This window comes from Mycobacterium sp. E3198 (assembly GCF_001667015.1).
Lineage (GTDB): Bacteria > Actinomycetota > Actinomycetes > Mycobacteriales > Mycobacteriaceae > Mycobacterium.
Map to the genome: position 1 here is coordinate 10669 of NZ_LZIS01000157.1, position 16949 is coordinate 27617.

The following is a 16949-nucleotide window of genomic DNA, read 5'->3' on the forward strand; positions in this document are numbered from 1 at the left end:
CTTACCTCAGGCCACGCTGCGCACAGCTTGCGTCAAGTGGTCGGCGCGCAACTGCTCCAGCCGCACCGCCGGGGCGCCGAGCTCGTCGGCGAGCCGGCGCGCCAAACCCAGCCGCACATACGACGTCTCGCAGTCGACGACCACCGCGGCGGCCCCCTCGGCGAGCAGGCGCGCGGCCGCGATCCGGGTGCGCCCCAACGGGTCCGGCCCGGCGGTGGCCCGGCCGTCGGTGAGGACCACGACCAGGGGTCGGCGCGCGCGGTCGCGGGCCCTTTCCCGGACGATCAGCTCGCGCGCGGCCAGCAGGCCCTCCGCCAGCGGGGTCTTGCCGCCGGTGTCGAAGCGGGCCAATCGCCGCCCGGCGATGTGCGCCGACGACGTCGGCGGGAGCAGCAGCCGCGCGCCGTGGCCGCGGAACGTGATGACCGCGACCTTGTCGCGGCGCTGATAGGCGTCGCGCAGCAGCGACAGGGTGGCGCCGTTCACCGCGGCCATGCGGTCCCGCGCGGCCATCGAGCCCGACGCGTCGACGACGAAGATCACCAGATTGCCTTCGCGCCCTTCGCGGATGGCCCGGCGCACGTCCCCCGGCTCCGGCCGCAACGGCCCGGCCCCGGCGCGCTCGGCGGCCGACAGCAGCGTAGCGAACAGGTGCAGCCCGTGCGCGCCGACGCTCGTGTCGCCCGCGTCGGCGGCCGCCACCACGCTGCCGGAGGCGTTGCGGGCCCGCGACCGCCGGCCCGGCGCGCCCTCACCGATCCCGGGCACGGTCAGCGCCCGGGTGCGGAACGTGGCGGACGGCGGCGCGCTGGGCTTCGTCGACGATCGCAAGCGCGGCGAAGCCGGGCGCAGCGGGTCGTCGCCATCCGAGTGCGGCGGCTGTGGCCTCGACGCCGGCTGTGAATTGGTTTGCTGCTCAACCCCATCCGCGGCCTGTCCGCCGCCGGGCGGGTCGGGGTCGGGGTCGGGTGGCGGGTCGTCGCCGGCACCGGCCCGGGCCAGGGCCTCGTCCAGCTGCTCACGGTCGATGCCGGGGTCGTCGAACGGGTCGCGGCGGCGGCGGTGCGGCAACGCCAATTCGGCCGCCACCCTGATGTCCTGCTCCTCGACGAGCGTGGCGCCGCGCCACGCGGCGTGCGCGACGGCGGTGCGGGCCACCACCAAATCGGCCCGCATGCCGTCGACGTCGAACGCCGCGCACAGCGCCGCGATGCGGCGCAATTCGTTGTCGGGCAACGACACGTCGTCGACGAGGCCGCGGGCCGCGCCGATCCGGCGGGCCAGTTCGGCGTCGGCGTCGGCGTACCGCAGCGCGAACGCGTCGGGGTCGGCCTCGTAGGCCATGCGCTGCCGGACGACCTGCATCCGGACGTCGACGTCGCGCGACGCGTGCACGTCGACGGTCAGGCCGAACCGGTCCAGCAGCTGCGGGCGCAGCTCGCCCTCTTCGGGATTCATCGTGCCGATCAACACGAACCGCGACTCGTGCGAATGCGAGATGCCGTCGCGCTCGATGTGGACGCGGCCCATCGCCGCCGCGTCGAGCAGCACGTCGACCAGGTGATCGTGCAGCAGGTTGACCTCGTCGACGTAGAGGACCCCGCCGTGCGCGCGCGCCAGCAGCCCCGGGGAGAACGCATGCTCGCCGTCGCGCAGCACCCGCTGCAGGTCCAGCGAGCCGATCACCCGGTCTTCGGTTGCGCCCAAGGGCATTTCGACCAGCGCGCCCTCCCCGGTGGCGGCCGACAGCAGCGCGGCCAGCCCGCGCACGGCCGTCGACTTGGCGGTGCCCTTCTCGCCCCGGATCAGCGCCCCGCCGATCTCGGGGCGCACGGCGCACAGCAGCAGGGCGAGCCGCAGCTGGTCCTGCCCGACGATCGCGCTGAACGGATACGGCCTCACGGCTGCTGCGCCAATCCGGAGCCCGGCCGCAGCATCGGCACATGGGGCACGCCGTCGTCGACGAAATCGTCGCCGTCGCGGACGAATCCGTGTTGGGCGTACATGTCCGCCAGGTACGTCTGCGCGTCGATGCGGCACGGGTAGTCGCCCACCTCGGCCAGCGCGGCGCGCAGCAGCCGGGTGGTGTGGCCCTGGCCGCGGGCGCTGCGCTTGGTGCACAGCCGGCCGATGCGGAAGGCCTTCTCGCCCCCGGCGTGCTCCTCCATCAGCCGCAGCGTACAGATCACCTCGCCGTCGGGCGTCTCCAGCCAGAAGTGCCGGGTTTCGGCGAGCAGGTCGCGACCGTCGAGCTCCGGGTAGGGGCAGGCCTGCTCGACGACGAACACCTCCACCCGCAGCTTGAGCAGCTCGTAAAGGGTTGGGACGTCCAGGTCTTTGGACCAGGCGCGGCGCAGCGATTCGCTCATGAGGCCTCCAGCGCCAGCGCCTTGGTGCCCCACGACCACACCTCGTCGAACAGCGCGGGCTCCCGGGACAGCTGCACCCCCAACGACGGCACCATCTCCTTGAGCGCGGGCAGCCACGAGTCGTAGCGGTCGGCGAAGCACCGCTGCAACACGTCGAGCATGGCCGGCACGGCGGTCGACGCCCCCGGGGAGCCGCCCAGCAGCCCGGCGATGCTGCCGTCGGCGGCGCTGAGCAGGGTGGTGTTGAAGTCGAGCGCCCCGCCTTTGCGCTTGTCGCGGCGGATCACCTGGACGCGTTGGCCGGCCACCGTCAGCTCCCAGTCGGAATCGACTGCGCTGGGCACGAATTCGCGCAGCATCCGCACGCGGTCGGGCTCGGAGAGGCGCAGTTGGCCGATCAGGTAGTTGAGCAGTGTCAGCTGGGTGATCCCGACACCGAGCATCGATACCAGGTTGTCCGGCCGGATCGAGCGGGGCAGGTCGGTGAAGTGCCCGTGCTTCAAGAACTTTGGCGACCAGCCGGCGTACGGCCCGAACACCAGCCACGACTTGCCGTTGACGAACCGAAGATCCAGGTGCAGCGCGCCGAGTGGCGGGGCGCCCGGCGCCGGCGCCCCGTACACCTTGGCGCGGTGCGCGGCGGTGAGAGCCGGGTGGTCGGCGCGCAGGAACCGGCCGCCGATCGGGAAGCCGGCGAAGCCCCTGACCTCGCCGATGCCCGACCGCTGCAACAGCGGCAACGCGTCCCCACCGGCGCCGACGAAGACGAACTTGGCGTGCAGGCGGCGCTTTTCGCGGGTGCGGCGGTTGCGGACCAGCAGCTCCCAGCGGCCGTCGGATTGGCGCGTCAGGCCGCGGACCTCGTGCCCGAACAGCGCGGTGGTGCCGCCGCGCACGCAGAAGGCGATGAGTTGGCGCGCCAGCGCACCGAAGTCGACGTCGGTGCCGTCGGCGGCCCAGTTGAGGGCGATCGGCTCGGAGAAGTCGCGCCCCGCGGCCATCAACGGCAGCCGGCGCGCGAACTCACCGGCGTCGTCGATCAGCTCCGTGCGCGCGAAGAGGGGGTTGTCGGCCAGCGCGCGCCGGCGCCGGCGCAGGTAGTCGACGCCCCGCGCGCCGCGCACGAAGCTGGCGTGCGGGATCGGGTTGACGAACCCGCGATCGGTCAGGATGCCGTTCTCGGCCGCGTAGGCCCAGAATTGGCGGGTCACCTGGAACTGCTCGTTGATGCGGACCGCCTTGGTGATGTCGATCGAGCCGTCGGGGTGCTGCGGGGTGTAATTCAGCTCGCACAGCGCCGAGTGGCCGGTGCCGGCGTTGTTCCAGGGGCTGCTGCTTTCGGCGGCGACGGCGTCCAGCCGCTCGACAAGGGTGATCGACCAGTCCGGCTCCAGCCGCCGCAGCAACGCACCCAGCGTCGCGCTCATGATGCCGGCGCCCACCAGCACGACATCGGTCGGTGCGGTTCTGGCCTGCCCTGACACCGTCCCAGGTTATCCCGACGCGATCCGGGCACTCGCGACGTGCGGCCCACCCGTCGCCAGCAAAACCTCTAAGCTGGCCTCGTGACTGGCTGGGTGCCCGACGTGCTGCCCGGCTACTGGCAGCGCACCATCCCGCTCGGCGCGGATCCCGCCGGCGAGGGCGACATCGTGGCCACCCTGATCCGGCGCGGTGAACCGACCGGCGCCGACCACCACGCGGTGCTGGCGGTGCACGGCTATACCGACTACTTCTTCAACACGGCGCTGGCCGATCACTTCGCGGACCGTGGCTTTGCCTTCTATGCGCTGGACCTCCAGAAGTGCGGCCGGTCCCGCCGCGACGGCCAGACCCCGCACTTCATCACCGACCTCGCCCACTACGACGCCGAACTCGAACACGCCCTGTCGGCCATCCGCGAGCAGGCCCCCGCCGGCCGGCCCGCCGAGGTCCTGGTGTACGGCCACTCCTCGGGCGGGCTGATCGTGTCGCTGTGGCTGGACCGCCTGCGCCGCCGGGATCCCGACGCCCATGCCGTCATCCGCGGCCTGGTGCTCAACAGCCCGTTTTTGGATCTGCACGGCCCGGCGCTGCTGCGGCTGTCGCTGACGTCGGCGCTGATCGCCGGCCTGTCCCGGGTGCGCTCCAAGGGGGTGGTCCGGGCCCCCACCGAGGGCGGCTACGGCACCACGCTGCACCGCGACTACCACGGCGAGTTCGACTACGACCTGCAGTGGAAGCCGGTCGGCGGCTTCCCCATCACGTTCGGCTGGCTGCACGCCATCCGCCGCGGCCACGCGCGGCTGCATCGGGGGCTCGAGGTCGGCGTGCCGAACCTGATCCTGCGGTCGGATCACAGCGTGGCCGAATCCGACGACGCCGACGCCATGCACCGCGGCGACGCGGTGCTCGACGTCACCCAGATCGCGCGGTGGGCCGGCTGCATCGGCAACCGCACCACCGTCGTCCCGGTGGCCGACGCCAAACACGACGTGTTCTTGTCGTTGCCGGAGCCGCGCGAGGTTGCTTATCGCCGGCTGGACCTGTGGCTGAACGACTACCTCGGCATCGCGGAGGGGGTAAGCGGCTGAGCATGGAAACCTACGACATCGCCATCATCGGAACCGGTTCCGGCAACACCATTCTCGACGAACGCTACGCGGGCAAGCGGGTGGCCATCTGCGAGCACGGCACGTTCGGCGGCACCTGCCTCAACGTCGGGTGCATCCCGACGAAGATGTTCGTCTATGCCGCCGACGTCGCCGCCGGCGTCCGGGGCGCCGCCCGCTATGGCGTCGACGCGCACATCGACGGGGTGCGCTGGGACGAGATCGTCTCGCGCGTCTTCGGACGCATCGACCCGATCTCGATGAGCGGCGAGGAATACCGCCGCTCGCTGCCCAATGTCGACCTGTACGAACGGCACACCCGGTTCCGACCGGTCCAATCCGACGGGCGATACCTGTTGCGCACCGATGCGGGCGAAGAATTCACCGCCGATCAGGTGGTGGTCGCGGCGGGCTCGCGGCCGATCATCCCCTCGACCATCCTCGCGTCGGACGTGCATTACCACACCAGCGACACCATCATGCGCATCCCCGAGCTGCCCGAGCACCTGGTGATCATCGGAAGCGGCTTTGTGGCAACGGAATTCGCGCACGTCTTCTCCGCGCTCGGGGCGCGGGTCACGATGGTCGTCCGGGGCTCCACGCTGCTGCGGCACTTCGACGACACCATCTGCAAACGGTTCACCCGCATCGCCTCGCGCAAATGGGAGCTGCGCACCCACCGGATGGTCGCGCGCGCCGCCAACCGCGGCTCCGGCGTCGCCCTCGAGCTCGACGACGGTTCCACCCTGAACGCCGACGTGCTGCTGGTGGCGACCGGCCGGTTGCCCAACGGCGACCTGCTGGACGCCGAACAGGCCGGCATCGAGGTCGAGAACGGCCGGGTGGTGGTCGACCAGTACCAACGCACCTCGGCGCGTGGCGTTTTCGCGCTCGGCGACGTCTCGTCGCCGTATCAGCTCAAGCACGTCGCCAACCACGAGGCCCGCGTCGTGCAGCACAACCTGCTGGGCGACTGGGACGACACCGACTCGATGGCCGAGACCGACCACCGGTTCGTGCCGTCGGCGGTGTTCACCGATCCCCAGCTGGCGACCGTCGGCCTCACCGAAAACCAGGCCATCGCGCGCGGATTCGACATCTCGGTCGCGGTGCAGGACTATGCCGACGTCGCCTACGGCTGGGCGATGGAGGACACCACCGGCGTCGTCAAACTCATCGCCGAGCGCAACAGCGGGTGCCTGTTGGGGGCGCACATCATGGGCCACCAGGCGTCGTCGATCATCCAGCCGCTGATCCAGGCGATGAGTTTCGGGCTGACCGCCGCGGAGATGGCGCGCGGCCAGTACTGGATTCATCCGGCGCTGCCCGAGGTGGTCGAGAACGCCCTACTGGGCCTGCGCTAGCGGCGTTTAGCCGACAGGCCGCGGGTGAACTGACGGCCTTGGGTGTGAACTGGCGGCTATCAGTGTGCGGGTAGGGCGGGATTCGGGCCGGTTTCCCGCCCGGGATTCACAACGAAAGCCCTCGATTCACACTCTGCGTAGTGGCGCCTTTGTCAGCCGTTGTCGGCCGTTGTCAGCCGCTTTGGCACTGCGGGCACAGGCCGCGCAGCGTCAGGCCGGCCGCCTCCGACAGCGCGAACGAACTGCCCGCCATCGCGTGCTCGAGCGCCGAGCTGAGCTGGCGGGCGGGCACCTCGATCATCGAGCCGCATTGCGTGCACACCGCGTGGTGGTGCGGCGCGGTGGCCAGCCCGTACGTGGCGACGCCGCCGTCGAGGGTCAGCGCGTGCAACACCCCCTGGTCGACCAGCGTGGTCACCGTGCGGTAGATGGTCGCGACGTCGGGCGGCTGGCTGCCCGGCGGCAGGCATTCGCGCACCCGCTGGTGGATCTCCGCCACCGGCAGGTGCCCGTTGACCGGCTCGAGGACCGCCAGCACCTGGATCCGCGACGCCATCCGCCGCAGCCCGCGGGCCCGAAGCATGTCACCGATCCGTTCGGCGACGGCCGGGTCCAGCACCGGCGCGTGGGAACTCACCCGTTCAGTGTCGCGCCCGATACCCGCGATCGCCAGTTTTCGGCCCAACTCGGGCCGGGGCGGTTCCTGCAATCGACTTGCATATGGCGCGCGGCGGCCCCTAATGTCGTGCCAGTGGCCAGTACGGAGTTGGACTGGCGGCCATCACGACTGACCCGGCTTCGGGGCGCGCTCGCGCCGGCCGAGTGGTGGCGGCTGGGATCGATGGTGGCGGTGATCGCCGCCCTGCACCTCGTCGGCTGGATCACCCTGGTGCTGATCGTCGGTCCGGAGCGATTCAGCCTCGGCGGCAAGGCGTTTGGCGTCGGCGTCGGGCTGACGGCGTACACCCTGGGCATGCGGCACGCCTTCGACGCCGACCACATCGCCGCCATCGACAACACCACCCGCAAGCTGATGAGCGACGGGCAGCGCCCGCTGGCCGTCGGTTTCTTCTTCTCGCTGGGCCACTCCACCGTCGTCTTCGCGCTGGCGCTGCTGCTCGCGACCGGGGTGAGGGCCGTCGCCGGGCCGGTCGAGGACGACTCCTCGGCGCTGCATCACTACACCGGCCTCATCGGCACCAGCGTCTCCGGGGTGTTCCTGTATCTCATCGCCATCCTCAACGTCATCGTTTTGGTGGGCATCCTGCGCGTGTTCTGGCGGCTGCGTCGCGGCGAATACGACGAAACCGAACTCGAACGGCAATTGCAGAACCGCGGCCTGGTCAACCGATTCCTCGGTCGGTTCACCACGTCGATCACCAAGTCCTGGCACCTGTATCCGGTCGGGCTGCTGTTCGGGCTGGGGTTCGACACCGCCACCGAGATCGCGCTGCTGGTCCTGGCGGGCACCAGCGCCGCGGCCGGCCTGCCGTGGTACGCCATCCTGTGTCTGCCGGTGCTGTTCACCGCCGGCATGTGCCTGCTGGACACCATCGACGGGTCGTTCGTGAACTTCGCCTACGGCTGGGCCTTCGCCAGCCCGGTGCGCAAGATCTACTACAACATCACCATCACCGGGCTCTCGGTGGCCGTCGCCCTGCTGATCGGGACCGTCGAACTCCTCGGCCTGTTCGCCGACCAACTGGGCTGGCGCGGTCCGTTCTGGCGCTGGCTGGGGGGCCTCGACCTCAACACCGTCGGGTTCGTCATCGTCGGCATGTTCGCCGCGACCTGGGCGGTCGCCCTGCTCGTCTGGCGCTACGCCCGCATCGAGGAAAAGTGGAGTTCGGCCCCGAGCTGACGGGCGAATCGGTGGAGACGCCATCAAGGTGTAGAACAGTGCCATGCACGAGCTGTCCTTGTGCGAGGCGATCGCCGGCCTGGTCAAAACGCACGCCGACGGGCGGCACGTCGACGTCGTGCGGGTGCGGATCGGGGCGCTGCGCCAGGTGGTGCCGGAATCGCTGTCGTTCTGCTGGACGCTGGTCCGCGACTCCGAAGACATGCCGGACGCCGAGCTGGAGCTCGAGTGCGTCGCCGCCGAGGTGCGCTGCCGTTCGTGCGGCCGCCAATCCGAGATCACGTCGGCCTGGTCGATCTGGTGCCCGCGGTGCGAAAGCCCCGACGTCGAGGTGCTGCGCGGCAACGAATTCCTGGTGACGTCGTTGGACGTCTCGTGACAAGCGCTCCGTGGGAATGGACTTGATCATGGGTAGATTTCATCGCCACGACGACGGCACCGTGCACACCCACGAGCACGATCACCCCGACCACGAGCACGGCGACCACAGCTCCTACCGGACGGGCAGGCAGCGCATCGACGTGCTCGAGGCGATCTTCGCCGAAAACGACGTTCTCGCCGACGCCAACCGGGCGGCCTTCGAGAGCAACGGGATCCGCACACTCAATCTGATGAGTTCACCGGGATCGGGGAAGACCACCATCCTGGCGGCAACGCTCGACGAGCTCGCCGGCGAATTCGCGATCGGCGTGATCGAGGGGGACATCGCCACGGACCTGGATGCGGCCAAGCTCAGCGGTCGAGGCGCGCAGGTGTCACTGCTGAACACCAGCAACGGGTTTGGCGGCGAATGCCACCTCGACGCGCCGATGGTCAATCGCGCGCTGCCGGGCCTCGACCTGCCCGATCTCGACCTGGTGATCATCGAAAACGTCGGCAACCTGGTCTGCCCGGCGGAGTTCGACGTCGGCGAGCACGCCAAGGCCATGGTCTACTCGGTGACCGAGGGCGAGGACAAGCCGCTGAAGTACCCGGTGATGTTCCGCTCGGTGGATGTGGTGCTGCTCAACAAGATTGATCTGGTTCCCCACCTCGACGTCGACGTCGACTCCTACATCGCGCACGTGCGCGAGGTCAATGCCACCGCGGAGATACTCCCGGTCAGCGCGCGCACCGGGGCCGGCATGGGAGCCTGGTTCGGCTGGCTGCGGCGATTCGCCACCGGCTCCGACGAGTGACCGGGCTCCTGCGAGTCACTCGCATGACGGTTCGAGGTTTTCCGGCCCTTCGTTAGGCTCGCTCACGGGTTCGCTGAGAACGCCGCCGACCGCCGTACTCCGTTGTCGGCCAACGGCAATCGCCGCCGGACCCACCCTATGGGACATATGTGCATTTGCCGGCAAACTGACGACCGTTGACAACCGTGTGCGGCGGGAGTAGACCCAAAATCAGCGCTGCGCAAGTGGGCCGACGGTCGACTCCGGCGGCGTAGGAGCATCCAGCCCGGCTCCGGAAAGCTGCGTCATGCCAACTGAAGCGGCAGTCAAAGCAGAAGAAACATTGATCCATGTTCTATGGATCAATGCGGGGCTCAGTTGCGACGGTGATTCGGTGGCGTTGACTGCCGCCACCCAGCCCAGCGTCGAGGAGATAGCCCTCGGCGCGCTTCCGGGCTTGCCGAAGGTCGCCGTGCACTGGCCGCTGATCGATTTCGAATGTGGACCCAACGGGGGGGCGGATGACTTCCTCGAGTGGTTCTTCAGAGCCGATCGCGGCGAGCTCGAGCCCTTCGTGCTCGTCGTCGAGGGATCCATTCCCAACGAGAAGATCAAGGACGAAGGCTACTGGTGCGGGTTCGGCAACAACCCGGCCACCGGCCAGCCGATGACCACCAGCGAGTGGCTCGACCGGCTGGCGCCCAAGGCCACCGCCGTCGTCGCGGTCGGGACCTGCGCCACCTACGGCGGCATCCACGCGATGGCCGGCAATCCGACCGGGGCGATGGGGGTTCCCGACTACCTCGGTTGGGAGTGGAAGAGCAAGGCGGGCATCCCGATCGTCTGCGTGCCGGGGTGCCCGATCCACCCGGACAACCTGTCGGAGACGCTGACCTACCTGCTCTACATGGCGACCGGTCAGGCACCGATGATCCCGCTCGACGACGCGCTGCGCCCCAAGTGGTTGTTCGGCAACACCGTGCACGAAGGGTGTGACCGCGCGGGCTACTACGAGCAGGGCGATTTCGCCACCGAGTACGGGTCGCCCAAATGCATTGTCAAACTTGGCTGCTGGGGACCGGTCGTGAAATGCAACGTGCCCAAGCGCGGGTGGATCAACGGTGTCGGTGGCTGCCCGAACGTCGGCGGCATCTGCATCGGATGCACCATGCCGGGCTTCCCGGACAAGTTCATGCCGTTCATGGACGAGCCGCCGGGCGGCAAGGTTTCCACCACCGCCTCGGGCCTCTACGGGTCGGTGATCCGCAACCTGAGGGGCGTCACGGCGCGCACGGTGGACAAGGAGCCGCGCTGGCGCCACAACGGCGACAAACTCACCTCCGGAGCCCGCCGCACCTGGTAGTTCGCTGCCAGGTCGGCGCGCTTCTCCTCACTTCAGACGGAGACACTGCGATGACAACTATCGTCCCCGAGCCGACCACCGCGAAGCGCGAGCCCGGCCAACTCGTCGACATGGCGTGGGACCCGATCACCCGGATCGTGGGCAGCCTCGGCATCTACACCAAGATCGACTTCGAGAACAAGGAGGTCGTCGAGTGCCACAGCACCTCGTCGATCTTCCGCGGCTACTCGATCTTCATGAAGGGCAAGGATCCTCGCGACGCGCACTTCATCACCAGCCGCATCTGCGGCATCTGCGGCGACAACCACGCCACCTGCTCGTGCTACGCGCAGAACATGGCGTACGGCGTCAAGCCGCCGCACCTCGGTGAGTGGATCGTCAACCTCGGCGAGGCCGCGGAATACATGTTCGACCACAACATCTTCCAGGAGAACCTGGTCGGCGTGGACTTCTGCGAAAAGATGGTCTCGGAGACCAACCCCAGCGTGCTCGCGCTGGCGGAGAAAACGCCGGCGCCGCAGGCCGGCGCGCACGGCTATCGGACGATCGCGGACATCATGCGCTCGCTCAACCCCTTCAGCGGCGAGTTCTACCGCGAGGCGCTGGCGGTCAGCCGCTGGACGCGAGAGATGTTCTGCCTCATGGAGGGCCGCCACGTGCACCCGTCGACGCTGTACCCCGGCGGGGTCGGCACCGTCGCCACCATCCAGCTGATGACCGACTACATGACGCGGCTGATGCGCTACGTCGAGTTCATGAAGAAGGTCGTGCCGATGCACGACGACCTGTTCGACTTCTTCTACACCGCACTGCCCGGCTACGAGAAGGTCGGGCTGCGCCGGACCCTGCTCGGCTGCTGGGGCTCCTTCCAGGACCCCGAGGTGTGCAACTTCGCCTACAAGGACATGGAGCGCTGGGGTAACGCGATGTTCGTCACCCCGGGCGTGGTGGTCGACGGCAAGCTGGTCACCCACTCGCTGGTGGACATCAACCTCGGCATCCGGATCCTGTTGGGCAGTTCGTATTACGACGACTGGACCGATCAGGAGATGTTCGTCAAGACCGATCCGCTGGGCAACGCGGTGGACCGGCGGCACCCGTGGAACCAGCACACCAACCCCCACCCGCAGAAGCGGGATTTGGAGGGCGGCAAGTACAGCTGGGTGATGTCGCCGCGCTGGTTCGACGGCCAGGACCACCTGGCGCTGGACACCGGCGGCGGCCCGCTGGCGCGGCTGTGGGCCACCGCGCTTGCCGGGCTGGTCGACATCGGCTACGTCAAGGCCACCGGCAACAGCGTCAAGATCAACCTCCCGAAGACCGCGCTCAAACCCCCGGTGGAGTTGGAGTGGAAGGTGCCCCAGTACGGCAGCAACACGATCGAACGCGACCGGGCGCGCACCTACTTCCAGGCCTACGCGGCGGCGTGCGCGCTGCACTTCGCCGAGAAGGCGCTCGAGGAGATCCGCGCCGGGCGCACCAAGACGTGGGAGCGCTTCGAGGTGCCCGACGAGGCCATCGGTTGCGGCTTCACCGAGGCGGTGCGCGGCGTGCTCAGCCACCACCTGGTGATCCGGGACGGCAAGATCGCCAACTACCACCCCTACCCGCCCACCCCGTGGAACGCGAACCCGCGCGACAGCTACGGCACGCCGGGCCCCTACGAGGACGCGGTGCAGGGCCAGCCGATCTTCGAGGAGAACGGCCGGGACAACTTCAAGGGCATCGACGTCATGCGCACGGTCCGCAGTTTCGACCCGTGCCTGCCGTGCGGCGTGCACATGTACCTGGGGAAGGGCAAGACCCTGGACAGACTGCACACGCCGACCCAGTCACCCGTCGGGGAGTAAGGCATGGCCGATCGCCCGAACAGCCCCGAGAACGACACGCAATGGCGCACGGCGGGCGATCGAATCCAGACACTGCTGGATTCCTGCGCCGCGAGTGGGACCGCCGCGTATGAGCGCGCCCACCAGCTGGTCCGCGAGGTGGTCGGGCTCTACGGGGCCGGGCTGGAACGGATCCTGCGGGCGGGTGACGCCGGTCTGGCCGAGCGGCTGGCCGCCGACGACCTGGTGGCCAGCCTGCTCCTGGTCCACGGGCTGCACCCGCACGACATGCACCGGCGGGTCTCCGACGCGCTGGACCGGGTGCGGCCCTACCTCGGCTCGCACGGCGGCGACGTCGACCTGCTGGAGATCGACGGCGACACCGCAAGATTGGCGTTCACCGGCAGCTGCAAGAGCTGCCCGTCGTCGGCGGTGACGCTCGAGCTGGCGGTCGAGGACGCCGTCCGGGCGGCCGCGCCGGAGATCTCGTCGATCGAGGTGGTCACCGCCCGCGCCGAGCAGGCCGCCGGCGTGATCCCGGCCGAGTCGCTGATGGCGCACGTGAAATCGAACGGGCACGCCGCGGGCTGGCATCCCGTCCCCGAGGTGGGCGACCTCGCCCCCGGCGACGTGGCGGGGTTCCTGGTTTCGGGCACCCCGCTGCTGGTGTGCCGGGTCGGCGACCTGCCGCTGGCCTACCGCGACCGCTGTCCGGTGTGCGACGACACGTTGGCGGGGGCGCAACTGCGCGAGGCGCTGCTGGGCTGCCCGCGCTGCGGCACGCAATTCGACGTCACGCACGCGGGCGCCGGCCCCGACGGGGCGCACCTCGAGCCCCTGCCCCTGCTGCTCCGCGACGGGGTGCCGTCGGTGGCACTTGCCGAACCGATGGGGGCCCCGGCATGACCACTCCCTTCGACGTGCTCAACCGGATCCGCAGCAACCGGACGGCCCCGGAGCCGGCGGGCGAACGGTGTGAAATGTGCTCCGAGCTCATCGCCGACGAGCACCAGCACGTGGTGAACGTGGCCGCGCGCCAGTTGATGTGCGTCTGCCGGGCCTGTTATCTGCTGTTCACCGATGCGGCGGCCGAGCTGCGCTATCGCGCGGTGCCGGACCGCTATCTGGCGTTCCCGGCCTTCGCGCTGGACCGCCGCGCGTGGGAGGCGCTGCAGATCCCGGTCGGCGTCGCCTTTTTCTTCACCAACTCCGAGCTGGGTCGCACGGTGGCCTTCTACCCCGGCCCGGCCGGCGCGACCGAATCGGAACTCGACCTGGACTCGTGGAACGCCGTCGGCGGCGCCGACCCCCGGGCAGCGCTGATGGCCGACGACGTCGAGGCGCTGCTGGTGCGGGTCCCCGAGAACGAAGCCGAGAACGCCGAGCCGGAAAGCTATCTCGTCCCGATCGACGCCTGCTACGAGTTCGTCGGGCGACTGCGCATGATGTGGCGGGGGTTCGACGGGGGCCAGGAGGCGCGGGCCTTCATCGACGGCTTCTTCGCCGACATCAAGGCCCGCGCGGTTGAGACACCGCCATGACGACAGAGCACATGGACGTGAACTTCGCGGTGCTCGACGTGGCGCCCGAACCGTACTCGGTGAGCCCGGTGCTGACCGCGCGGGTCAGCGTCGCCGCCGGCGGCCCTGATTTCACGGACCCGGTGCACGCGATCGCCCTGCGCTGCCAGGTCCGGATCGAGCCGCTGCGCCGTTCCTACTCGGAGGCGGAGGCGGCCGGCCTGCTCGACCTGTTCGGGCCCCGCGAACGCTGGGCCGCCACCCAGCGCACCTTCCTGTGGCAGCACGCCACCGCGATGGTGCCGGGCTTCGCCGGAAACACCACGGTCGCGTTGCCGCTGGACTGCACCTACGACTTCGAGGTCGCCGCCGCCAAGTACCTGCACGCGCTGCGCGACGGTGCGCTTCCCCTCCAGTTCCTCTTCAGCGGAACCATTTTCGTCAAGTCCGAACGGGGCTTCTCGGTCCAGCAGGTGCCGTGGGACTGCGAGTACCGCTACGACATGCCGGTCACGGTGTGGCGGGACCTGATCGCGCAGCACTATCCGAACACCGGCTGGGTGCGGCTGAGCCACGAAACCATCGCGGCGCTGGCCTCGTTCAAGTCGGCGCGGGGCATGCTCGACCTCGACCACGCGGTCACCTCGCTGCTGGGCACCGACCGGGAGGAGGCCCGGTGACCTCCGGGTGGGACCGGGCCCGCGCCGTCGCCGACGCGGTGCTGTACGAGGGCTATCTGCTCTACCCGTACCGCGGGACGTCGAGCAAGAACCAGTCGCGTTGGCAGTTTGGCGTTTTGGGCCCACCCGGGGCCGCGGCGGCTGGCCTGGGCGAGGACGACAGCATGGCGGCGGATTTCCTGGTCGAGGGCGCCCGGGCGCTGACGCTGGTGGTGCGGTTTTTGCAGTTGCAGCGCCGCCGGGCGGAACGCGAGTTCGCCCATGGCGAGTTCGAGCCGGTCGACGAGCTGACCACCCCCGCCGGGTCGTGGCTGACCTGGGACGAGGCGGTCGAATGCGAGGTGTCGTTCGGGCCGCTCGCCCTCGACGACGAGCCGTGCACGCTGCCGGTGACGGCCGCGGAGGGCACGGAGGTCGAGCTGCTGGCCGGCGGACGGCTGGTGCGCCACCGGCGGGAGGTGCTCGGCGTGCTGACGGTCGCCAGCCGGCCCGACGGCGACCTGCGCCGGGTGTCGATCCGGGTCGGCAACGTCGGCGACGCGGCCCGCGACAAACACGACGCCATCGCCCGGTCCATGATCGGCACTCACGTCATCGCCGAAGTCGTTGGCGGCGAGTTCGTCTCGCTGCTCGAGCCGCCGCCGGGCGCGGCCGCCGCGGTATCGCGGTGCGGCCGGCACCGGTGCTTCCCCGTGCTGGCGGGGCCCGCCGGCACCCGCGACATCCTGCTGATCTCGCCGATCATCCTCTACGACCACCCCGAGGTCGCCGAACAGAGCAACACCGCCCTGTACGACTGCACGGAAATCGACGAGATCCTCACGCTGCGCGTGATGACGATGACCGACGAGGAGAAGTCCCAGGCGCGGGCCACCGATCCGAGGGCGGCGCGGATCATCGACCAGTGCGACGCCATGTCGCCCGAGTCGATGGCGCGCCTGCACGGGGTGCTGCGCGATCCCCACGCGATCTCGGGCCTCGTCCCGGAAATCCCCGACGGGATCGATTGGTGGGATCCGCTGGCCGACAACGCCGTTCGCCCCGAGGTCGACGCGGTCCTGGTGAACGGAATCCGGGTCGCGCGGGGCAGCCGGGTCCGGTTGCGGCCGCGGCGCAACGCCGACGCCCAGGACATCTTCGTCGCCGGCAAGACCGCCCGCGTCACGTCGGTGCATGAGGACGTCGAGGGCAACAAGCACGTCGCGGTCGTCGTCGACGACGACCTCGCCGCCGAGCTGCACGACTGGTACGGACGCTATCTCTACTTCTCCCCCGACGAAGTGGAGCCACTCGAAGCCTCGCAACCCGCGACGTGAAAGGAGTTCGAAATGGAAGTCCTGGGTTGGATATTCATCGCCATCATCGCGTTGGTGGTCGCGATCGGATTCGTGCTCGGGCTGGTGTCGATCCCCGATGCCCGCCGCTACCTGAAATTGAGGCGGATGTAGCCGCCCGGCGAGAAGATGACGGCGCGCATCCTGGTGGCCGGGATCGGCAACATCTTCCTGGGGGACGACGGATTCGGCTCGGAAGTGGTCCGCAACGCCGAGATCCCGCAGGGTGATTCCTGGGTCCGGGTCACCGACTACGGCATCCGGGGCATGCACCTGGCGTACGACCTGCTCGAGGACTGGGACTCCCTGGTCCTCGTCGACGCCGTGCCCAGCCGCGGCAACCCCGGCACGCTGCACGTCTTCCAGGCCGACCACGAATCCGATCGCGGCGCGATCGGGCTCGACGGTCACACCATGGATCCGGCCGCGGTGTTCGCCAGCCTGCGGGCCCTGGGCGGCAGCCCGCCCTACACCGTCGTCGTCGGGTGCGAGGCGGGCAGCGTCGAGGAGGGCATCGGCCTGACCGAGCCCGTCGCCCGGGCCGTCCCCCGGGCCGCGCGGGCCGTGGCGGAGATCGTCGCGGCGCTGCAGACGTCGACGCGGGAGGACCGCTGATGTGCCTGGGGATACCGGGTCAGGTGATCCGGATGCTGGACGGCTACGAGGGCCAGCTCGCGCTGGTCGACGTCACCGGCGAGCAGCGCAGGGTCAACGTCGGCATGCTGCCGGAGGAGACGTTCGCGCCCGGCGACTGGATAATCATCCACATGGGCTTCGCCGTCGAGAAGACCGACCGCGCGGGAGCGGAGCAGGCGATGGCCGGCCTCGAGCTGATGGGCAGGGGCCGCACGGATCCGACCGCCAGCCCGGAGGGCGGCTGA

16 protein-coding genes and 1 pseudogene are annotated in these 16949 nt (G+C 69.7%); 13 read left to right on the forward strand and 4 right to left on the reverse strand.

Annotated elements, in window-relative coordinates; genetic code table 11:
* Positions 1-6: 6 nt before the first annotated feature.
* From A5673_RS17320 to mqo, 3 genes are read right to left on the reverse strand one after another with little or no spacing between them, the layout of a single operon-like run.
* Positions 7-1902 carry a magnesium chelatase subunit D family protein gene (locus A5673_RS17320; protein ID WP_068234865.1) on the reverse strand — a complete coding sequence of 632 codons (1896 nt, stop codon included), beginning with the start codon at positions 1900-1902 and terminating at the stop codon, positions 7-9.
* Positions 1899-2369 carry a GNAT family N-acetyltransferase gene (locus A5673_RS17325; RefSeq protein WP_068234867.1) on the reverse strand — a complete coding sequence of 157 codons (471 nt, stop codon included), beginning with the start codon at positions 2367-2369 and terminating at the stop codon, positions 1899-1901. The genes A5673_RS17320 and A5673_RS17325 overlap by 4 nt, the downstream gene beginning before the upstream one ends.
* Complete coding sequence (gene mqo / locus A5673_RS17330; protein WP_082958796.1) at positions 2366-3853, reverse strand: malate dehydrogenase (quinone); 1488 nt, start codon at positions 3851-3853, stop codon at positions 2366-2368. Before mqo ends, A5673_RS17325 begins: the two co-directional genes overlap by 4 nt.
* A gap of 81 nt (positions 3854-3934) precedes the next feature.
* Here mqo and A5673_RS17335 point away from each other — a divergent pair, with 81 nt between their 5' ends.
* Both A5673_RS17335 and mtr read left to right on the forward strand, forming a co-directional pair.
* A complete protein-coding gene (locus A5673_RS17335) occupies positions 3935-4942 on the forward strand; it encodes an alpha/beta hydrolase (protein ID WP_068234869.1) in 1008 nt (335 codons plus the stop codon).
* Between the two features lie 2 nt (positions 4943-4944).
* Positions 4945-6324, forward strand: a complete 1380-nt coding sequence (gene mtr, locus A5673_RS17340) for a mycothione reductase (protein WP_068234871.1) — start codon at positions 4945-4947, stop codon at positions 6322-6324.
* Between the two features lie 172 nt (positions 6325-6496).
* Here the strand turns inward: mtr and A5673_RS17345 are convergent, their stop codons facing one another.
* On the reverse strand, positions 6497-6907 hold the full coding sequence (locus A5673_RS17345; RefSeq protein ID WP_369806495.1) for a Fur family transcriptional regulator: 411 nt from the start codon (positions 6905-6907) through the stop codon (positions 6497-6499).
* A 168-nt stretch (positions 6908-7075) separates the two neighbouring features.
* Between A5673_RS17345 and A5673_RS17350 the strand changes: the two genes are divergently transcribed.
* The 11 genes and pseudogenes from A5673_RS17350 to A5673_RS17400 all read left to right on the forward strand — a co-directional run bounded on the left by A5673_RS17350 (position 7076) and on the right by A5673_RS17400 (position 16949).
* On the forward strand, positions 7076-8185 hold the full coding sequence (locus tag A5673_RS17350; protein WP_068235008.1) for a HoxN/HupN/NixA family nickel/cobalt transporter: 1110 nt from the start codon (positions 7076-7078) through the stop codon (positions 8183-8185).
* A gap of 43 nt (positions 8186-8228) precedes the next feature.
* Positions 8229-8564, forward strand: coding sequence for a hydrogenase maturation nickel metallochaperone HypA (locus A5673_RS17355; protein ID WP_068234873.1), 336 nt, complete (start codon positions 8229-8231; stop codon positions 8562-8564).
* A gap of 28 nt (positions 8565-8592) precedes the next feature.
* The gene (gene hypB / locus A5673_RS17360) at positions 8593-9363 is read left to right on the forward strand and encodes a hydrogenase nickel incorporation protein HypB (protein ID WP_068235010.1); all 771 of its coding nucleotides are present in this window, start codon (positions 8593-8595) and stop codon (positions 9361-9363) included.
* A 286-nt stretch (positions 9364-9649) separates the two neighbouring features.
* Complete coding sequence (locus tag A5673_RS17365) at positions 9650-10705, forward strand: hydrogenase expression protein HypE (RefSeq protein WP_068234875.1); 1056 nt, start codon at positions 9650-9652, stop codon at positions 10703-10705.
* Positions 10706-10755: 50 nt separating this feature from the next.
* Entirely contained in the window at positions 10756-12555 is a 1800-nt protein-coding gene (locus tag A5673_RS17370; RefSeq protein ID WP_068234878.1) for a nickel-dependent hydrogenase large subunit, read from the forward strand.
* Between the two features lie 3 nt (positions 12556-12558).
* On the forward strand, positions 12559-13440 hold the full coding sequence (locus A5673_RS17375; protein ID WP_068234880.1) for a NifU family protein: 882 nt from the start codon (positions 12559-12561) through the stop codon (positions 13438-13440).
* Positions 13437-14075, forward strand: coding sequence for a DUF5947 family protein (locus A5673_RS17380; RefSeq protein WP_068234882.1), 639 nt, complete (start codon positions 13437-13439; stop codon positions 14073-14075). The genes A5673_RS17375 and A5673_RS17380 overlap by 4 nt, the downstream gene beginning before the upstream one ends.
* Complete coding sequence (locus tag A5673_RS17385; protein WP_068234884.1) at positions 14072-14734, forward strand: DUF6084 family protein; 663 nt, start codon at positions 14072-14074, stop codon at positions 14732-14734. Before A5673_RS17380 ends, A5673_RS17385 begins: the two co-directional genes overlap by 4 nt.
* Positions 14731-16072, forward strand: a pseudogene (locus A5673_RS17390) (hypothetical protein); the annotation flags it as partial. The gene A5673_RS17385 and the pseudogene A5673_RS17390, both read left to right, overlap by 4 nt.
* 125 nt (positions 16073-16197) lie before the next feature.
* On the forward strand, positions 16198-16683 hold the full coding sequence (locus A5673_RS17395) for a hydrogenase maturation protease (protein ID WP_068234889.1): 486 nt from the start codon (positions 16198-16200) through the stop codon (positions 16681-16683).
* Entirely contained in the window at positions 16683-16949 is a 267-nt protein-coding gene (locus A5673_RS17400) for a HypC/HybG/HupF family hydrogenase formation chaperone (protein ID WP_068234891.1), read from the forward strand. The genes A5673_RS17395 and A5673_RS17400 overlap by 1 nt, the downstream gene beginning before the upstream one ends.